This window comes from Streptomyces sp. NPDC057287, from assembly GCF_042667905.1.
Lineage (GTDB): Bacteria > Actinomycetota > Actinomycetes > Streptomycetales > Streptomycetaceae > Streptomyces.
The window spans coordinates 43,114-57,439 of record NZ_JBHUYV010000021.1; the positions used below are offsets into that span (position 1 = coordinate 43,114).

8 protein-coding genes and 1 pseudogene are annotated in these 14,326 nt (G+C 68.7%); 3 read left to right on the forward strand and 6 right to left on the reverse strand.

Annotated features, from left to right (window positions below):
- Window positions 1–289 precede the first annotated feature (289 nt).
- The gene (locus ACFUNE_RS31525) at window positions 290–823 is read right to left on the reverse strand and encodes a hypothetical protein (protein WP_383575072.1); all 534 of its coding nucleotides are present in this window, start codon (window positions 821–823) and stop codon (window positions 290–292) included.
- Window positions 824–1,944: 1,121 nt separating this feature from the next.
- Window positions 1,945–3,915: a discoidin domain-containing protein gene (locus tag ACFUNE_RS31530; protein ID WP_383575074.1), complete on the reverse strand. Its 1,971-nt coding sequence runs from the start codon at window positions 3,913–3,915 to the stop codon at window positions 1,945–1,947.
- Between the two features lie 432 nt (window positions 3,916–4,347).
- Here ACFUNE_RS31530 and ACFUNE_RS31535 point away from each other — a divergent pair.
- Window positions 4,348–4,521 (forward strand): annotated as a pseudogene (locus tag ACFUNE_RS31535) (hypothetical protein); the annotation flags it as partial.
- Window positions 4,522–4,734: 213 nt separating this feature from the next.
- Here the strand turns inward: ACFUNE_RS31535 and ACFUNE_RS31540 are convergent.
- Window positions 4,735–5,142 carry a MerR family transcriptional regulator gene (locus ACFUNE_RS31540; RefSeq protein ID WP_383575076.1) on the reverse strand — a complete coding sequence of 136 codons (408 nt, stop codon included), beginning with the start codon at window positions 5,140–5,142 and terminating at the stop codon, window positions 4,735–4,737.
- Window positions 5,143–5,191: 49 nt separating this feature from the next.
- On the opposite strand from ACFUNE_RS31540, the gene ACFUNE_RS31545 reads away from it, so the two are divergent.
- The gene (locus tag ACFUNE_RS31545) at window positions 5,192–6,076 is read left to right on the forward strand and encodes an NAD(P)-dependent oxidoreductase (RefSeq protein ID WP_383575078.1); all 885 of its coding nucleotides are present in this window, start codon (window positions 5,192–5,194) and stop codon (window positions 6,074–6,076) included.
- A 729-nt stretch (window positions 6,077–6,805) separates the two neighbouring features.
- Here ACFUNE_RS31545 and ACFUNE_RS31550 read toward each other — a convergent pair.
- Together ACFUNE_RS31550 and ACFUNE_RS31555 are read right to left on the reverse strand one after the other, a co-directional pair.
- A complete protein-coding gene (locus tag ACFUNE_RS31550; protein WP_383575080.1) occupies window positions 6,806–8,965 on the reverse strand; it encodes a cellulose binding domain-containing protein in 2,160 nt (719 codons plus the stop codon).
- 197 nt (window positions 8,966–9,162) lie between these two features.
- Complete coding sequence (locus tag ACFUNE_RS31555) at window positions 9,163–10,872, reverse strand: RecQ family ATP-dependent DNA helicase (RefSeq protein ID WP_383575082.1); 1,710 nt, start codon at window positions 10,870–10,872, stop codon at window positions 9,163–9,165.
- A 567-nt stretch (window positions 10,873–11,439) separates the two neighbouring features.
- Here ACFUNE_RS31555 and ACFUNE_RS31560 point away from each other — a divergent pair.
- Window positions 11,440–13,848, forward strand: a complete 2,409-nt coding sequence (locus tag ACFUNE_RS31560; RefSeq protein ID WP_383575084.1) for a glycoside hydrolase family 9 protein — start codon at window positions 11,440–11,442, stop codon at window positions 13,846–13,848.
- Window positions 13,849–14,151: 303 nt separating this feature from the next.
- On the opposite strand, the gene ACFUNE_RS31565 is transcribed toward ACFUNE_RS31560, so the two are convergent.
- The gene (locus ACFUNE_RS31565; RefSeq protein WP_383575086.1) at window positions 14,152–14,319 is read right to left on the reverse strand and encodes a helix-turn-helix domain-containing protein; all 168 of its coding nucleotides are present in this window, start codon (window positions 14,317–14,319) and stop codon (window positions 14,152–14,154) included.
- Window positions 14,320–14,326: the final 7 nt, after the last annotated feature.

Below are 14,326 nucleotides of genomic sequence, written 5' to 3' on the forward strand. Positions count from 1 at the left end.
CCTCCCCCGGCAGTGACATGCCGAAGCAGGCTAGCTGCTGCCAGTGACAGCCGCCGGGTTGTTACAGTGCCCGGCGCCCGATGCCCGGCCGCCTACGGGCGCGTGGTTCGAGGGTCAATGGGGCCGCAGCGGTCTCGCCAGCCTCTTGTCACCGCTCTTCTACTGCCGCCAGGTGCCCGGGGCAAACCCACCGCCTACGAGTGCACCCAGGAGCGCAGTGCAGAACTCATTCCTGCCGGTCATCATGCAGGCGGGACGAACCTGCATGGAGGGTGAACCGTCATTTCGTTCAGCTTTGCAGGAAGAAGGTGCTGTCGAGGAACGCTGAGAATCGGATCCGCAGGTTGTTCACGGAGGAGCTGCGCTTGGGAGCCGGTTCGTTTCGGAGGTAAGCGCCGAGCGACTCGATCGAATCCATGCACAACCACAGCGTGGCCTCGCGACGCTCCATCTCGGGCCTCGCGTCTTCCGGAGGGTTCAGGAGCACGAAGAACGCGTTCTGTTGCAGGCGTGACCGCAGTTCAGCGTCAGGGATGCGCTGCACACTCAGTACGATCCGCGCCACTGCGTCATGCTGACTCCGATACCGCTCCGCACGCTCGGACTCGGTAAGGCCGCCGTTCCCCTGCCGGGCCACGCGCTGAAGTTCGTACAGGTCAGACAGGATCATGTCCGCCGCACTGGCTGCCTGTGTTCGGCGATGCAGCGTCCGGGCGCTCAGGTCCTGCCGACGTTGCTGATACACAACCCCGACGAATGTCGCGCTGGCCCCCATGAGAGCGCCCCCAAGGCCGATCAGGCCAACCAGCATGTCGGTTTCCACGTGGCCAATCTTCCCGGACCGGCCGGTTTCTCGAGCGCGAGTTCCTCCAACTGCCATGAGTCTGCCGGGTCTGCGGGGGTGCTGTCGCTCATCCTTTTGAGCGCCAGGTTCAGCCCTGCCCCGTGAAAGCCCCCCAACCACACCTCCGCCGTGGCATCATTCTCTCTAGCCAGCAGCAAGCAAAGAGCGGGCAAAGCCATCCAGAAAGCCCAAGCCGGAAAGGGTAGAGCCCGCGCGAGCGGGAGTGACCCGCACGAGAGCCCCAACGATGCCGTGCACACCGCGTCCCGCGCGAGCGGGAGTGACCCGACGGCTCTGGCCGAACGCCCCCGCCCCTTCCTGTAGAGCCCGCGCGGCGGGAGTGACCCGGCCCCGGCCGTTGCCTCAGCGCAGGCCCGCGCGAGCGGGGGTTACCCGAACTACCTGTCCACGATTGGCAACAGCCGCTGCGGAGCCCTCGCAAGCGGGCTGATCCGCTGTCGTGTTCGGCGCGGCCGCTGACATCCCCAGAGACCCGGCTCGAGCGGGACCGAGCCGGGTCTCGACGGCCTTGACCCGTCGCTCACCGAGCGGGTCCCGTGCGAGGGGGCAACTCGTGCGCCGATCGACGAGTTGCCCGGCGCACGCGATACCGAGCCGTGGAGAGGCCACCTCAGCACAAAGCAGCAGGTCAAAGGTGTCCTCGTATTGCAACTCTCAGCGGAACGAGCAGGCGATTGTCATACACCTGCATCAGTAGTTCTCATGGCATGTCTGAAGCAACCTCGCATCGTCCCTGCCTAGTAGCTCACGTGCACCATCTCGAATGACATTGAAATGAGAATCACCTACGGCAGGGAAGTGAGAGTCAGCAGCAGCTGCTGTCGGGACGCCGAATGCGGCAACGCGACATGCAGCCGGTCCACGGTCCAGTCCTCGTGCGCCATGTGCCCCTCCTGCGGTCGTGCCCGGACAGCCAGAGTAGCGCCACGGACCCACCCGTTGCCCCGGCATGATGATGCAAGGCGTTGGACCGGCGATCACTCCTCGCGTGTACCTGCTCGGCACCAGCCAGGGCGGTGGTCCATCTGCCGCTGGGGGCGAAGCAGCCGTTACCGATCAGGCCTCTGCTCAAGGTTCGATCACACGCCGTACACCCGCAGCTCCGAGAGCTGGCCGGCCGGCCAGCCGGTGTTGACGGTGAAGATCAGGCGCAGGTAGCGGGTGGTCGTGCCGGTGGGCAGGGTCAGGGTGGCGGTGTTCCCGCTGGAGGGATCGAAGATGTACGGGGAGGCGCCGAGCAGGGAGGTATAGGACGTGCCGTTGGTGCTGCCCTGGACGGTGATGGTCTGGCTGCGGGTGGCCCAGGCGGTGGCCGGGGGGAGGGTCAGAACGATGTCACGGGCGCCGGTGGCGGCGCCCAGGTCGACCTCGAGCCACTGGGGGAATGCGTTGTTGGCACTCTCCCAGTATGTGTGCGGGCTGCCGTCGACCGCGTTACCCGGGCCGTAGAGCTGGGTGGAACTGCTTGCCTTCGTCGGCCGGTACAGCGCCAGGTTGATACGGGCGGAGCCGTTGGTGGTCACGATGACCCGGGCTGACGGCTGAGAGACGGTGCCGGCCGCGTCGAGGGCCTGGATGTCGAAGGTGTACGAGGTCGAAGCGGTGAGCCCGGAGACCGTGAACACGGTGACGTTCGCGGGGGCGGCGCCGATCGGGGTGGCAGTGCCGTCAGTGATCCGGCGGATGCGGTAGCCCGTCACCCCCACGTTGTCGGTGGAGGCGGTCCAGGCGAGCGCCACGGTGGTGTCGGTTGCTGCGGTCACCCGGAAGTTCCCCGGAGCGGTCGGCGGTACGGCGTCGCCACCGAGAACCGGCAGGGTGGGCCGGAGTGGGGTGAGGGGGGTCTGGCCCTTCAGCATCCGGCCGCCGTCGCCCGTCAGGCGCAGGTAGTAGTCGGAGGAGCAGGCGGTCCCGTCCTCGTCGAGAGCGAGGAAGCCTGAACCGGCCGGTACCCAGGCCTGGGACTCGGCGGTCTTGGCGATCTGGTTGCCCTCGTTGTACTCGTCGAACATGGAGATGTAGGCGCTCGGCACCCCGGCCCGTCCCATGTTGTAGAACTGCCGCCACATGAAGTCACCATGAGCGCGCTGGCGTTCGGTGACCCCTCCGGGCAGCACGCACGGCTGGTAGTCGAGGCCATGTGCCGCGCACTCGGCAACGTCGGGCACGGTCGCAACACTGTAGAAGTGGTCGGCTTCCGACGCGTTGCCGATACGGCCGACCAGCCAGGGCGAGAGCATGTCGAAGGCGTGGTAGACGCCGGAGAACCCCGGCCGGGAGTCCCGGTCCCCCGTCCGCCACCAGGTAGGGACACCGCCGATCACGTAGCATCCCTGCGCTTTGAACCAGTTGACGACGTCCAGGCATTGATCCGGAGTGAAGGGGCGCTGGGCGTCGTTGAAGCCAAAGCCCCAGATACAGACCACCGGCTTGCCGCTCTGCTTCGCGTAGGCGGGCGAGTCCGTGTGAGAGCGCATCTTGGCGGTCCAGTCGGCCTTGATGTCGCTCTGCATGGTCATCCAGTCCGAGACGTCATACATGATGTAGAACTTCACGCCCTGGGACTCGGCTGCGCTGCGCACTTTGCCGGCCATGGCGTCGCGAGTCGGGCCCTCCCCTCCGGTGGGGTTGAAGCGCTGGAGGGCGGCGGTGTCGATGCCGTACTCCTTCATCCAGCGGAAGTGCAGGTCGACCGTCGACCGGTCGTAGGAGGAGAACAGGGAGGCCGGCTGCCCGTTGCCGAGATTACTGAAGGCGGTGCGGTAGGTGGTCGGATAGTCACGTACATCGGGCCAGGCGACGATCGCCTTGTTGCTCGTGGACGGTAACTGGCCCCAGTTCTGGGACCAGTGCCACCAGCCGTCGATCGGAGCGCTGTCCCCGGCACAGGCGAACCATCCCTGGTACCCCACGGTCACCTTGCCGACCACGTCGCCGGGCGGGCTCGCCGCGGCAGCGGGGTCGGCCAGCGTGGTCTGCCCCAGCCCTACGGCAGCGACGGCCCCTGCCGCGGTGGCCGCTTGCAGGATCGCACGACGTGTAACACCCATCTGTTTCCTCCGACTAGGACGAACTCACTGCCGGTCGACTGGATCATCCATACCTATGCAGCAAGGCGGTGACACGGAGCGTATTGTCATGGACACAAAGACGCAATAGAGCGCGGAGAACTTGCAAGAAGACGCGGGAATCGCGAAATGGGCGGCTCTGACCTGCTGACCACCAGGCCGGGGACAGAGGAGTCGGCCTGCTGCCGGACGGGAGTCCGCAGTGGCCGACAGCGGGAACCCTCACCACGCCACCATCGTGGAGAACGCCCTTGTACCGGCGACGCGTTCATCGTCGGCCTCAGCATGCGTGAGACGGCGACCACAGGCTCCGCCCTCGCCCGCACGCAACCACCCTTCCAAGCCACCTGAGTGATATTGGCTCGAACGCATTCTGGTGGGCGTGTGGCCTCGTCCTAGCGGCGCTTCGACGAAGCCCTGGACGCCCACGAAACCGCCCGCGCCCTCTTCCGGCAGACCGAAGCCGCCCAAGGCCGAGCCAACGCCTGGAACAACCCCGGCACCGCGTGTCGAGGGCTGAGCCGTTTCGAGGACGCTGTGGCAGCCGGCCAGCAGGCTGTCGCGATGACGGCCACGGCTGAGGACTGATTCCGTACCGGTGAGACGTGGGGTGAGCTGGCCATGACCCTGACTGCCGCGGGTGCCCATCCGGGGCACGTGCGTGGGTCCGCCGTATACGCGGGCGGACGGGGAAGCGGCCGCTTCCCCGTGCCCACACAGACAGCACGGAGAGAGTGGAAGAGCAGCAGCCCGCGAGGGCTTGCCCGCCGTCTGGCTCGCAATACGGGGCACCCTGGCCGCTCAGGCGGGGACGGGCTCCAGGTCGGTATCGTCCAATGGCGGACAGGTCTCGTAGCCCACTCGCTCGGCCGCATCGATGTAGTCGGCAAGAGCGTCGCGGGATTGAGCGAGCCTGTCCATCTGATCGTCCAGTCGCCGCAGCCGTGACCGCATCGCGTCCAGCAGCTCGGGACACCCAAGCAGCTCCGGGGCCTCCCCGACCGCACAGGGCAGCAAGTACGCGATGTCCTCGGAGGATAAACCAGCACCAAGTAGGTGCCGGATCTGCTTCACCCGCAGCACGGCGCTCTCGCCATAATCGCGGTAACCGTTCGCACCGCGGTCTGCCTCCAGCAGGCCCTGGGCCTCGTAGTAGCGCAACTGATGGGCATTGACACCCGTCCGACGACTCAGTTCCCCGATCCGCATGGATACCTCACTTGACCTTCACACCGGTATTAACGTTGACGATGCTGCCATGAACAGCAACCCCGAAACAGCTGTGACGGTCATCGGACTTGGGCTGATGGGCCAGGCACTCGCCAGCGCGTTCCTGAGAGCCGGGCATCCCACAACCGTGTGGAACCGCACGGCCTCCAAGGCAGACCCATTGGTGGCCCAGGGTGCACGGCTGGCGCCAACAATTGGCGACGCGCTCAAGGCAAGCTCCCTGACGATCATCTGCCTCACCGACTACCTGGCCATGCACGAACTGCTTGGCGCGAACGACATCGAGCTGCACAGCACGATGTTGATCAACCTGACCTCGGGCGACTCGACCCAGGCTCGGGAAGCCGCCCAATGGGCCGAGCAGCGCGGCGCCCACTACCTGGAAGGCGCCATCATGGCCATCCCGCCGACAATCGGCAGCGCCGAGGCAGTGATCCTGCACAGCGGGCCGCAGTCGGACTTCGAAACACACAAGTCAACACTCGACGCGCTCGGCACCGTCACCTACCTCGGCGCGGACCATGGGCTGGCATCCCTGTACGACGTGGCCGGCCTGGCCATGATGTGGAGCGTCCTCAACGCCTGGCTGCAGGGCACTGCCCTGCTCAGGACGGCCGGTGTTGACGCCGCGACGTATGCACCGTTTGCCCAGCAGATCGCTACCGTTGTGGCCGAATGGCTGCCTGGGTATGCCGAGCAGATCGACAGCGGCTCCTTCCCGGCCGAGGTGTCGGCCCTGGAGACCGACGCGCGCGCGATGGCTCACCTGATCGAAGAGAGCGAAGCGGTAGGCGTCAACGCCGAACTGCCGAAATTGATCAAAACGATGGCCGACCGCGCGATCGCCGCCGGCCACGGTGGGGAGCAGTATCCCGTGCTGATAGAAGAGTTCGGCAAGCCCCGCAACCACTGACCGATGCCGACACCGGGATCCCGCTTCGGCCTTTCGCACAACGGGCTGTCCAGATCTGATCACGAACACGGAAAGTGCCTCTGAACAGAGAGAATGAGGAGAGTCGAGATCGTTGTCCGCGCCTGGTTCAGAGGCAATTTTCAGCGTCTCGGGTCCTTCCCCCGCGTCCGCACCTCGCTCACTCTGCGCCGCGTTCACCCGCGCGCTTCTCGTGGCGCAGGGATGTCGCGGACACTGCCGGTGGCTCTGTTCACGTCGCTGCGACGTGAACAGCCCACGGGGACCCATCCCCGCGGGCGCGGGGAGCACAGTAGGGGCGGCAACGGCGGCTTCAGCGTGTCTCCGGCCGCAGTCGGGGCCGGGTCACCAGCACGCGGCGCGTCCTGTACGTGCTTTGGCCGGCGACAGCCCTCGCCTCTGCCCAGGCCGGTGCGGACCAGCAAGCCGGGGTCCGCCCCACGGCGAGGCAACAGCGAGCACTCGCTGGGTGCCGGGGATACCCGCCTCCACGAGGGCCCCGCCGCGAAACATCCACAGACCGAACAGGTCGTCGTCCGCGTCGTGCAGCATGACCTGCACGCAGGCGGGCTCGCCCCACGGCAGTGACTGCCAGCAGCTCGCCGCGCTCGGGCTGGAGTGTGCGACGGCGACCTGACCCGGCCCGCCCGCCCCCGCGCACCCGCGCACCCGCAGCCCAGCCGACCGGAAGGCCGGGCCGCAGGCACTGGATCAGGAGGTTCGGCAGACCGTGCCGTTGAGGGTGAACGTCGTCGGGGTGGGGTTGGCGTCGTCGTTGGCTCCGACGAAGCCGAAAGTGGCGGTTGAGCCGCTGTGCGGGGCCAGCTCGGCGTTGGCGCCGTTGTCGGTCACATGTACGCGCGCGCCCGAGCTGGTGACGTTCGCGTTCCAGGAGCTCTGCACGGTCTGGCCGGTGGACGGCCAGGTGAAGTCCAGGGTCCAGCCGTTGATCGGGGTGTCACCTACGTTGGCGACCGTGACGGTGGCGACGAATCCGTTGCCCCATCCGCTGTCCACTCGGTAGTTGACCAGGCAGCTGCTGTCGCGCGGAGCCGTGGTGGCGAAGGTCAGCGGCTCGGAGGGGCGCGAGAGGCGGCCGTCGGCGTCCCGGGCGAGGACGTTGACCGTGTGCTCGGAGCCAGGCGGCAGATTGTGCAGCGTCGCCGAGGTGGAGGTCGAGGTGGCGAGCAACTGGGCATTGGCGCCCAAGCGTTCGTACACCTCGTAGCGCACCGCCTTGCCGTTCGCGGGGGCTGCCCAGCTCACCGTGGCGGTCGAGCTGCCCACGCCGGTTGTCTTCGGTGCGCTGGGCGCGCCGACCGAGGCCGCTGCGGAGTGCGGGGCGACGGTGATCGTGGTGATCGAGTACGGCGGCAGCACCTGATCGCCCCCGGCGGTGGCGGCCACCCGGGTGACATCGGTGTCGCCGCGGCCGTAGCGGTGCACGACCGGCGCCTGGGCAGTGGGCGTGTATCCGGCATAGCTGATGTCCGCGGTGTGGGAGTTCAGCGGGTCCTTGTTGATCAGCATCACGCTCAACGTGCCGTCGGCCCGGTGCACGGCGTGCGCCGAGACCTGGTCGCTGCCGGTGGAGGCGGCGACCATCGTGTCACCGGGACGACCCAGTTTGGTCAACGACTTGATGCCGAAGTACGGGTGGAACGGCGTGTTCACGCCCGGCTGGCAGACGTCGCCGACGCAGCCGCCGCTGGACAGCAGGCCGAAGTCGTTGAAGTCGGTATCGCCATCCACCGTCTCCACCTTGGTGGGCCCGTTGTGGACGTTCCACCAGTCGACGTTGAAGACGCCGTTCTCCAGCGCCGTCATGTAGGTGTCCGCAGCGAACAGGCCGTTGGGCCGGCTGTTCATCTGGACGTTGGAGTTGACCTCGGTGAGCGCGATGCCGATCTTCGACGAGCGTTCCCCGGCGTACCGGTCGATCTGTCGGCGGACCTCGCGGAGCTGTCCGGGCAGCCGGGCGGTCCGGTCCAGGGCCTCGTCGGCGGTGGCGCCGCCCGGGTAGGAGTGCACGATGGCGAAGTCGATCGTCCCGGCGACTGCGGACAGCACTGTGTGGTTCCAGTCGGCCGAGTCCCCCGCACCGACGATGCCGTCCGGCCAGTCGCCCGGCGTGGTCAGCACGGCGCCGATCTTGATCGTCGGATCGACCGCCTTCATCGCCTCCGCGTACGAGAGGACGTTGCGGGCGTACTCACGCGGGCTCTTGTCCGGGTGATCGTCGGCCTCCCAGCCGCTGCCGTAGTGGCCGTTGCCGTAGATCTCGTTGCCGATCTCCCAGTACTTCGCCCCGTAGCCGCGGGTGACGTTGGCGTACCGGACCCAGTCGGCGGCCTCCTGCGGTGTGCCGGTGCCGTAGTTGGCGATGATCATCGACTGGGAGCCGGAGGCGCGGACGCTGCTCATGAACTCGTCGAAAGTGGTGTGGGGCGCCACGTAACCGCCGGGCGCGGTGTGGTCCTTCCAGTGGTAGATGTCGCCGTAGGAGCCGCCTGGGTAGCGCATCACGCCGACGCCCGCCTCGCCCAGCAGGCCGGTCACCTCGGAGTCGTTCATGTGCGAGTCCCAGAGCGCGTGGTTGACGCCGAACGCCGCCTTGTCGATGGTGCCGAGCCCCACCCCCGCGTTGACGGAGACCTCGACGGCCGACGCCTCCTCGACGGCCGTCGTCGTGGTGCCCGGGGCCGCGACGGTCCGGCCGGTCGCGGCGGGCGCCGGGGGAGCGGCCGCGAGCGCGGCGACCGTGGCCAGGGCGCAGACGAGCGCGGCTGCGGGGCGTCTGCCCGCTGTTCTTCCGGCTCTGCGGGGCGGCCGGCCTAACCGGCGGTTGCGAGGGAGGTGTGCGAGCGGCATGACGTGTCCTCCTGGGGCGAGCGCCGCGTGCGCCGGCAAGACGCCCGGTATGTGGTCGGTGGGGTGCCTTCGGTGCGACGCTCGTGGGAGCGCTCCCAAGATGATGTGGGGGAGGCATGACTGCGTCAATGGGCCGGACCGGGGCGATCTGCTCAAGTGCCTGCGGCCCGGCCCGTGGTCCGCGCCGGCCGCGGTCTTCAGCGCAACGTCAGCAAGCCGTTCTGTTCGACCACGTCCAGGGAGAGCGTGCGGTAGCCCGCCGTCTCGAACAGCACGGTCAGCCGACGGCCGTCCTGGCTCATCACCGAGCCGTCCCCCCACTGACCGTGCCGGACCCGGGCACCGAGCCGGAAGGGGTGCGGGGCGTCGTCGGCGCGGCCCACCTCCTGCGGGCCCACCGGTCCGCCGGTGCCGGCCAGCACCCCCGCGGCCGCCTTCGGGCCGTCCAGGGAGAGTGCGGCGGCCTCGCAGCGGTCGCAGGAGCCGCAGGACCCCCCGGCTTCCGATTCCTGCCCGAAGTAGCCGAGCAGGAATCGCCGCAAGCAGCCCGTGTTCTCCGCGTAGCCCCGCATCATGTCGACCCGCGATCGCTCCAGCTGCTGGTGTGCGTCACCGAGTTCGACGGCCCTGCGGGCGGCCTCCGCAGGATCGGCGGCGCCGGTGGTCTCCAGGTCTCCCGATTCGGTGGTGCGTACCGCTTCGACCTGTTCCAGTAGATTGACGACGGCCGTCAGCCGACTGGCCGTCAGGCCCGTCTCGCTGCGCAGGTCGCTCGGCCGGACCGGGCCGGCGTGTTCCTCCAGTGTGCCGGCTACCTGGGAGACGGTGTCCGGGTCAGGGCGTCCGGCGGCGAAGAACCGCTGCATGCCGAGGTCCTGCGACCGGTAGGCGAGGATCGCCCGGGCCGGCTTCCCGTCCCGTCCGGCGCGACCTATCTCCTGGTAGTAGGCGTCCAGGGAGCCGGGCACCGAGGCGTGCAGCACGAACCGGACGTCCGGCTTGTCGATGCCCATCCCGAAGGCGGAGGTGGCCACCACCACGTCCAGCTCCCCCGCGAGAAAACGGTCGTGCACCGCGCCGCGTTCCTTGGCGGGCAGGCCGGCGTGGTACGCCGCCACGCCCAGCCCCAGGTCGCCCAGCTCGCGGGCGTACTCCTCGGACTCCTTGCGGGTCGCCGCGTAGACAAGCCCGGGCTTGGGTTCGGCGGCGGCGCGTTCGACCACCGCCCGGCGCTTGTCGGCGGCGCTCCGGAAAGGGATGACCTCCAGGTGGATGTTGGGCCGGTCGAAGCCGGTGACCACCTCCCGCACGTCGCGCATGCCGAGCCGCTGGACGATGTCCGCCCGCACCGGGGCGGCGGCGCTCGCCGTGAGGGCGAGCACCGGCGGGCGGCCGATCCGGTCGATCACCTGGCCCAGCCGCAGGTACTCGGGCCGGAAATCGTGCCCCCAGGTCGACACGCACTGTGCCTCGTCCACGACGAACAGCGCGGGCCGTGCCGCCGCGAGCTGCTCGACCACCTCGTCCTTGGCCAGTTGCTCCGGGGCGAGGAAGACGAAGTCGACGTCTCCTTCGCTGATCCGGTCCCACACCGCGTCGTTCTCGCCGCGGCTCTGGGTGGAGTTCACGGCCGCGGCGTCCGCACCGGCCCGTCTCAACAGACCGCTCACCTGGTCCCGTTGCAGGGCGATCAGAGGGGAGACGACGACGGTGGGGCCGGACAGAAGTACCCCGGGCACCTGGTAGACGGCGGACTTCCCAGCGCCGGTCGGCATCACCACGAGAGTGTCGCGCTGTTCCATGACCGACTTCATCGCCCGCAACTGCTCCGGGCGCAGCTGCTCCCATCCGAACACCTTGCGCGCACTGCGCTGCAGTCGCCGGGACAACGCGCTGAAGGTGAACATGGTGCTCCTCGGGGGCTGTGGGATCAGGCCGGGCGGCAAAAGCGCTGTCCGGGTGACCTCCGACTACCCCGCGTCCGCCACCTCACGGCACCGAATGCGGTCGATCCTCGGCGGGGTGCACACGTTGCTCAGCGGATGTCGCATCGCCGTCGCGGACCGGGATCGCGCGCGGGGTCGGGCGGCGATGGCGAAGCAGAAGCGGATCGGAGCCTCGAACCACGCCCGCGGAGCTCCGGTCAAGGGCGCCGCGCCCCGGGGATTCCCCTCTTTTTCTACGTGCCCCGTTGACAGCGCGGGCCCGTACTGGCTTCATGAGCACGTCCGTGGAAGCGCTCCCACGCCCGTCGCGCCGGACGCCGCTCCGGGCTGCCGACGCTTCCGCGTGGGCCGGTATCACCCCGCACCGGCCCCGTCGCACGAGCCGCGCATCTGCACCGTTCAGCACCCGCACGCCGCACTTCCGCACGAGCCGCACCACCGCCCCGTCGGCCCGGTCCGGCATGTCATCCGCCGGTCCGGTACGACCACGGGCACCACACGCCGCCCGCCGCACCGAAGGACGATCCGTTGCGACTGCCCTCCCTTTCCCTCGCGTTCCACAGATCGATATCCCGCCACTCTCCGCCGCGCACCACCGGCCGCTCCCGTCTGGGGGTCACCCTCGCCGGCGTGGCCGCGCTGCTCGCCGGCGGACTCATGCCCCTGGCAGCCACCCCGGCGCAGGCAGCACCGACGTTCGCCTACGGCGAGGCCCTGCAGAAGTCACTCTTCTTCTACGAGGCCCAGCGCTCGGGCAAACTTCCCGAGGACAACCGTGTCTCCTGGCGCGGCGACTCCGGCATGGACGACGGCAAGGACGTCGGGCTCGATCTGACCGGCGGCTGGTACGACGCCGGCGACCACGTGAAGTTCGGCCTGCCGATGGCCTACAGCGCCACGGTGCTGGCCTGGGGCGGTATCGAGCAGAGGGACGCCTACGCCGCGTCCGGGCAGTTGGCTCGCCTGAAGGACAGCCTGCGCTTCGCCAACGACTACTTCGTCAGGGCCCACCCCTCCGCCAACGTGCTCTACGGGCAGGTCGGCAACGGCGGCGACGACCACAAGTGGTGGGGCCCCGCCGAAGTGATGTCCATGGCCCGGCCCGCGTACAAGATCGACGCATCCTGCCCCGGCACCGACCTCGCCGGGCAGACGGCTGCCGCGATGGCGTCCTCTTCGATGCTCTTCGTCGACGACGACCCGGCGTACGCGGCGAAGCTCCTCACCCACGCGAAGCAGCTCTACTCGTTCGCCGACACCTACCGCGGCAAGTACAGCGACTGCATCACAGACGCGAAGTCGTACTACAACTCCTGGAGCGGCTACCAGGACGAGTTGGTGTGGGGCGCGATCTGGCTCCACAAGGCCACCGGTGACGCCACCTACCTGGCCAAGGCCGAGACGTACTACGACGGCCTGTCGACGGAGCCGCAGACCTCCACCCGCTCATACCGGTGGACGCTCTCCTGGGACGACACCTCGTACGGCTCGTACGTGATGCTCGCCAAGCTCACCGGGAAGCAGAGGTACATCGACGACTCCAACCGCTGGCTCGACTGGTGGACGACCGGGGTGAACGGCGCCAAGGTGGCGTACTCCCCCGGCGGCCAGGCCGTGCTGGACTCCTGGGGATCGCTGCGTTACGCGGCGAACACGGCCTTCGCCGCGCTCTCCTACAGCGACTGGCTCTCCGGTGACGCGACCCGCAAGGCCCGCTACCACGACTTCGCGGTACGCCAGATCAACTACGCCCTCGGGGACAACCCGCGCAAGGCCAGCTATGTCGTCGGCTTCGGCGCCACCCCGCCCACCAAGCCGCACCACCGGACCGCGCACGGGTCGTGGACCGACCAGATGACCAACCCCGTCGAGACTCGCCACGTCCTGTACGGCGCGCTCGTCGGCGGGCCGGGCGCGGCGGACGACTCCTACACCGACGACCGGCAGAACTACGTCAACAACGAGGTCGCCACCGACTACAACGCCGCTTTCACCGGTGCCCTCGCCCGGCTGTACGCCGAATACGGCGGTGCCCCGCTCGCCTCGTTCCCCCGGGCCGAGACACCGGACGGGCCCGAGGTGCTGGCCCAGGCGTCGGTGAACGCGTCCGGGGCGAACTTCACGGAGATCAAGGCGTACCTGGTCAACAAGTCGGCCTGGCCGGCCAGGTCGCTGGCCAAGGCCTCGCTGCGCTACTACTTCACCTTGGAGCCTGGGGTCTCGCCGGCGGACATCACGGTGACCACCAACTACAACCAGTGCGGCGCGGCCTCCGGCGCCAGGCAGTACGAAGGGGACGTCCACTACATCAGTGTGGACTGCTCGAACACCGTGATCGCCCCGGCCGGGCAGTCGGCCTACCGCAAGGAGGTGCAGTTCCGGGTCACCTCCTCGGGCACCTGGGACCCGTCGAACGACTGGTCGTACGCGGGCCTGCCGACGACACCGGGCTCCACCCCGGTGGACGCGCCGAGGCTGGTGCTGCTGGACGGAACGTCACAGCAGTGGGGTGAGCTGCCTGACGGCGATCCCGGTGAGTCCCCCTCCCCGACCCCGACTCCCACGCCCACTCCCACGCCGACCCCGCCCCCCACTCCGACGCCTACGTCGACTCCGTCCGCCGGAGCCGGCTGCTCGGTGACCTACAAGGTCGGCTCGTCATGGGGCAGCGGGTTCACCGCCGACGTGACCGTCAAGAACACCGGCAGCACAGCTGTGGACGGATGGCGCCTCAACTGGACCTTCAGCGGTTCCGAGAAGGTGACCGGCGCCTGGAACGCCACCGCCAGCCAGTCCGGAGCTGTCGTGACCGCCACCGACGCCGGTCACAACGGGAAGGTCCCGCCCGGCGGTTCGGCCTCGTTCGGCTTCCAGGGATCGGGGGCACCCGGTTCCGCGCCCACCGGGTTCACCCTGAACGGCGTCAGCTGCTCCTGACGATCTGAACCACGCGCGGCGGAGGCCGTTCCGTCGGCCTCCGCCCCGCGCGACCGCGGTCTCAGGGCATGCGGTGCACCGAGCCCGCGTAGTCCCGAGGGTCAGGATCTGGGCTGTGAGGATGAGGGCAGCCTCGGCGGGCAGCCGGGCGGCGAGGTCGACACGTTCGTCCCCGGCCGGCGCCGGCCGAGGCCTGACAGCACGGCGTGGGTGGTGGTGTCTATCGCCCGGACAGCTCCTAGCCGTGCACGAGTTCGTTATAGACCGCGATCAGGCTTGGGATGATCAGCCCGCTCCGCGTTCTCAGCTTCGAGTGTGGAGTGTGTCGGCCGGGGGCGTGGCATACAGCTGGCGGTAGGCCGCGGCGAAGCGGCCTGCGTGCGCGAAGCCCCAACGGGCGGCGATGGCGGTCACGCTCGAACTGTGGGGGTCGGCGGCTTTGAGGTCGGCGTGCGCGCCTGTGAGACGCACGTGCCGC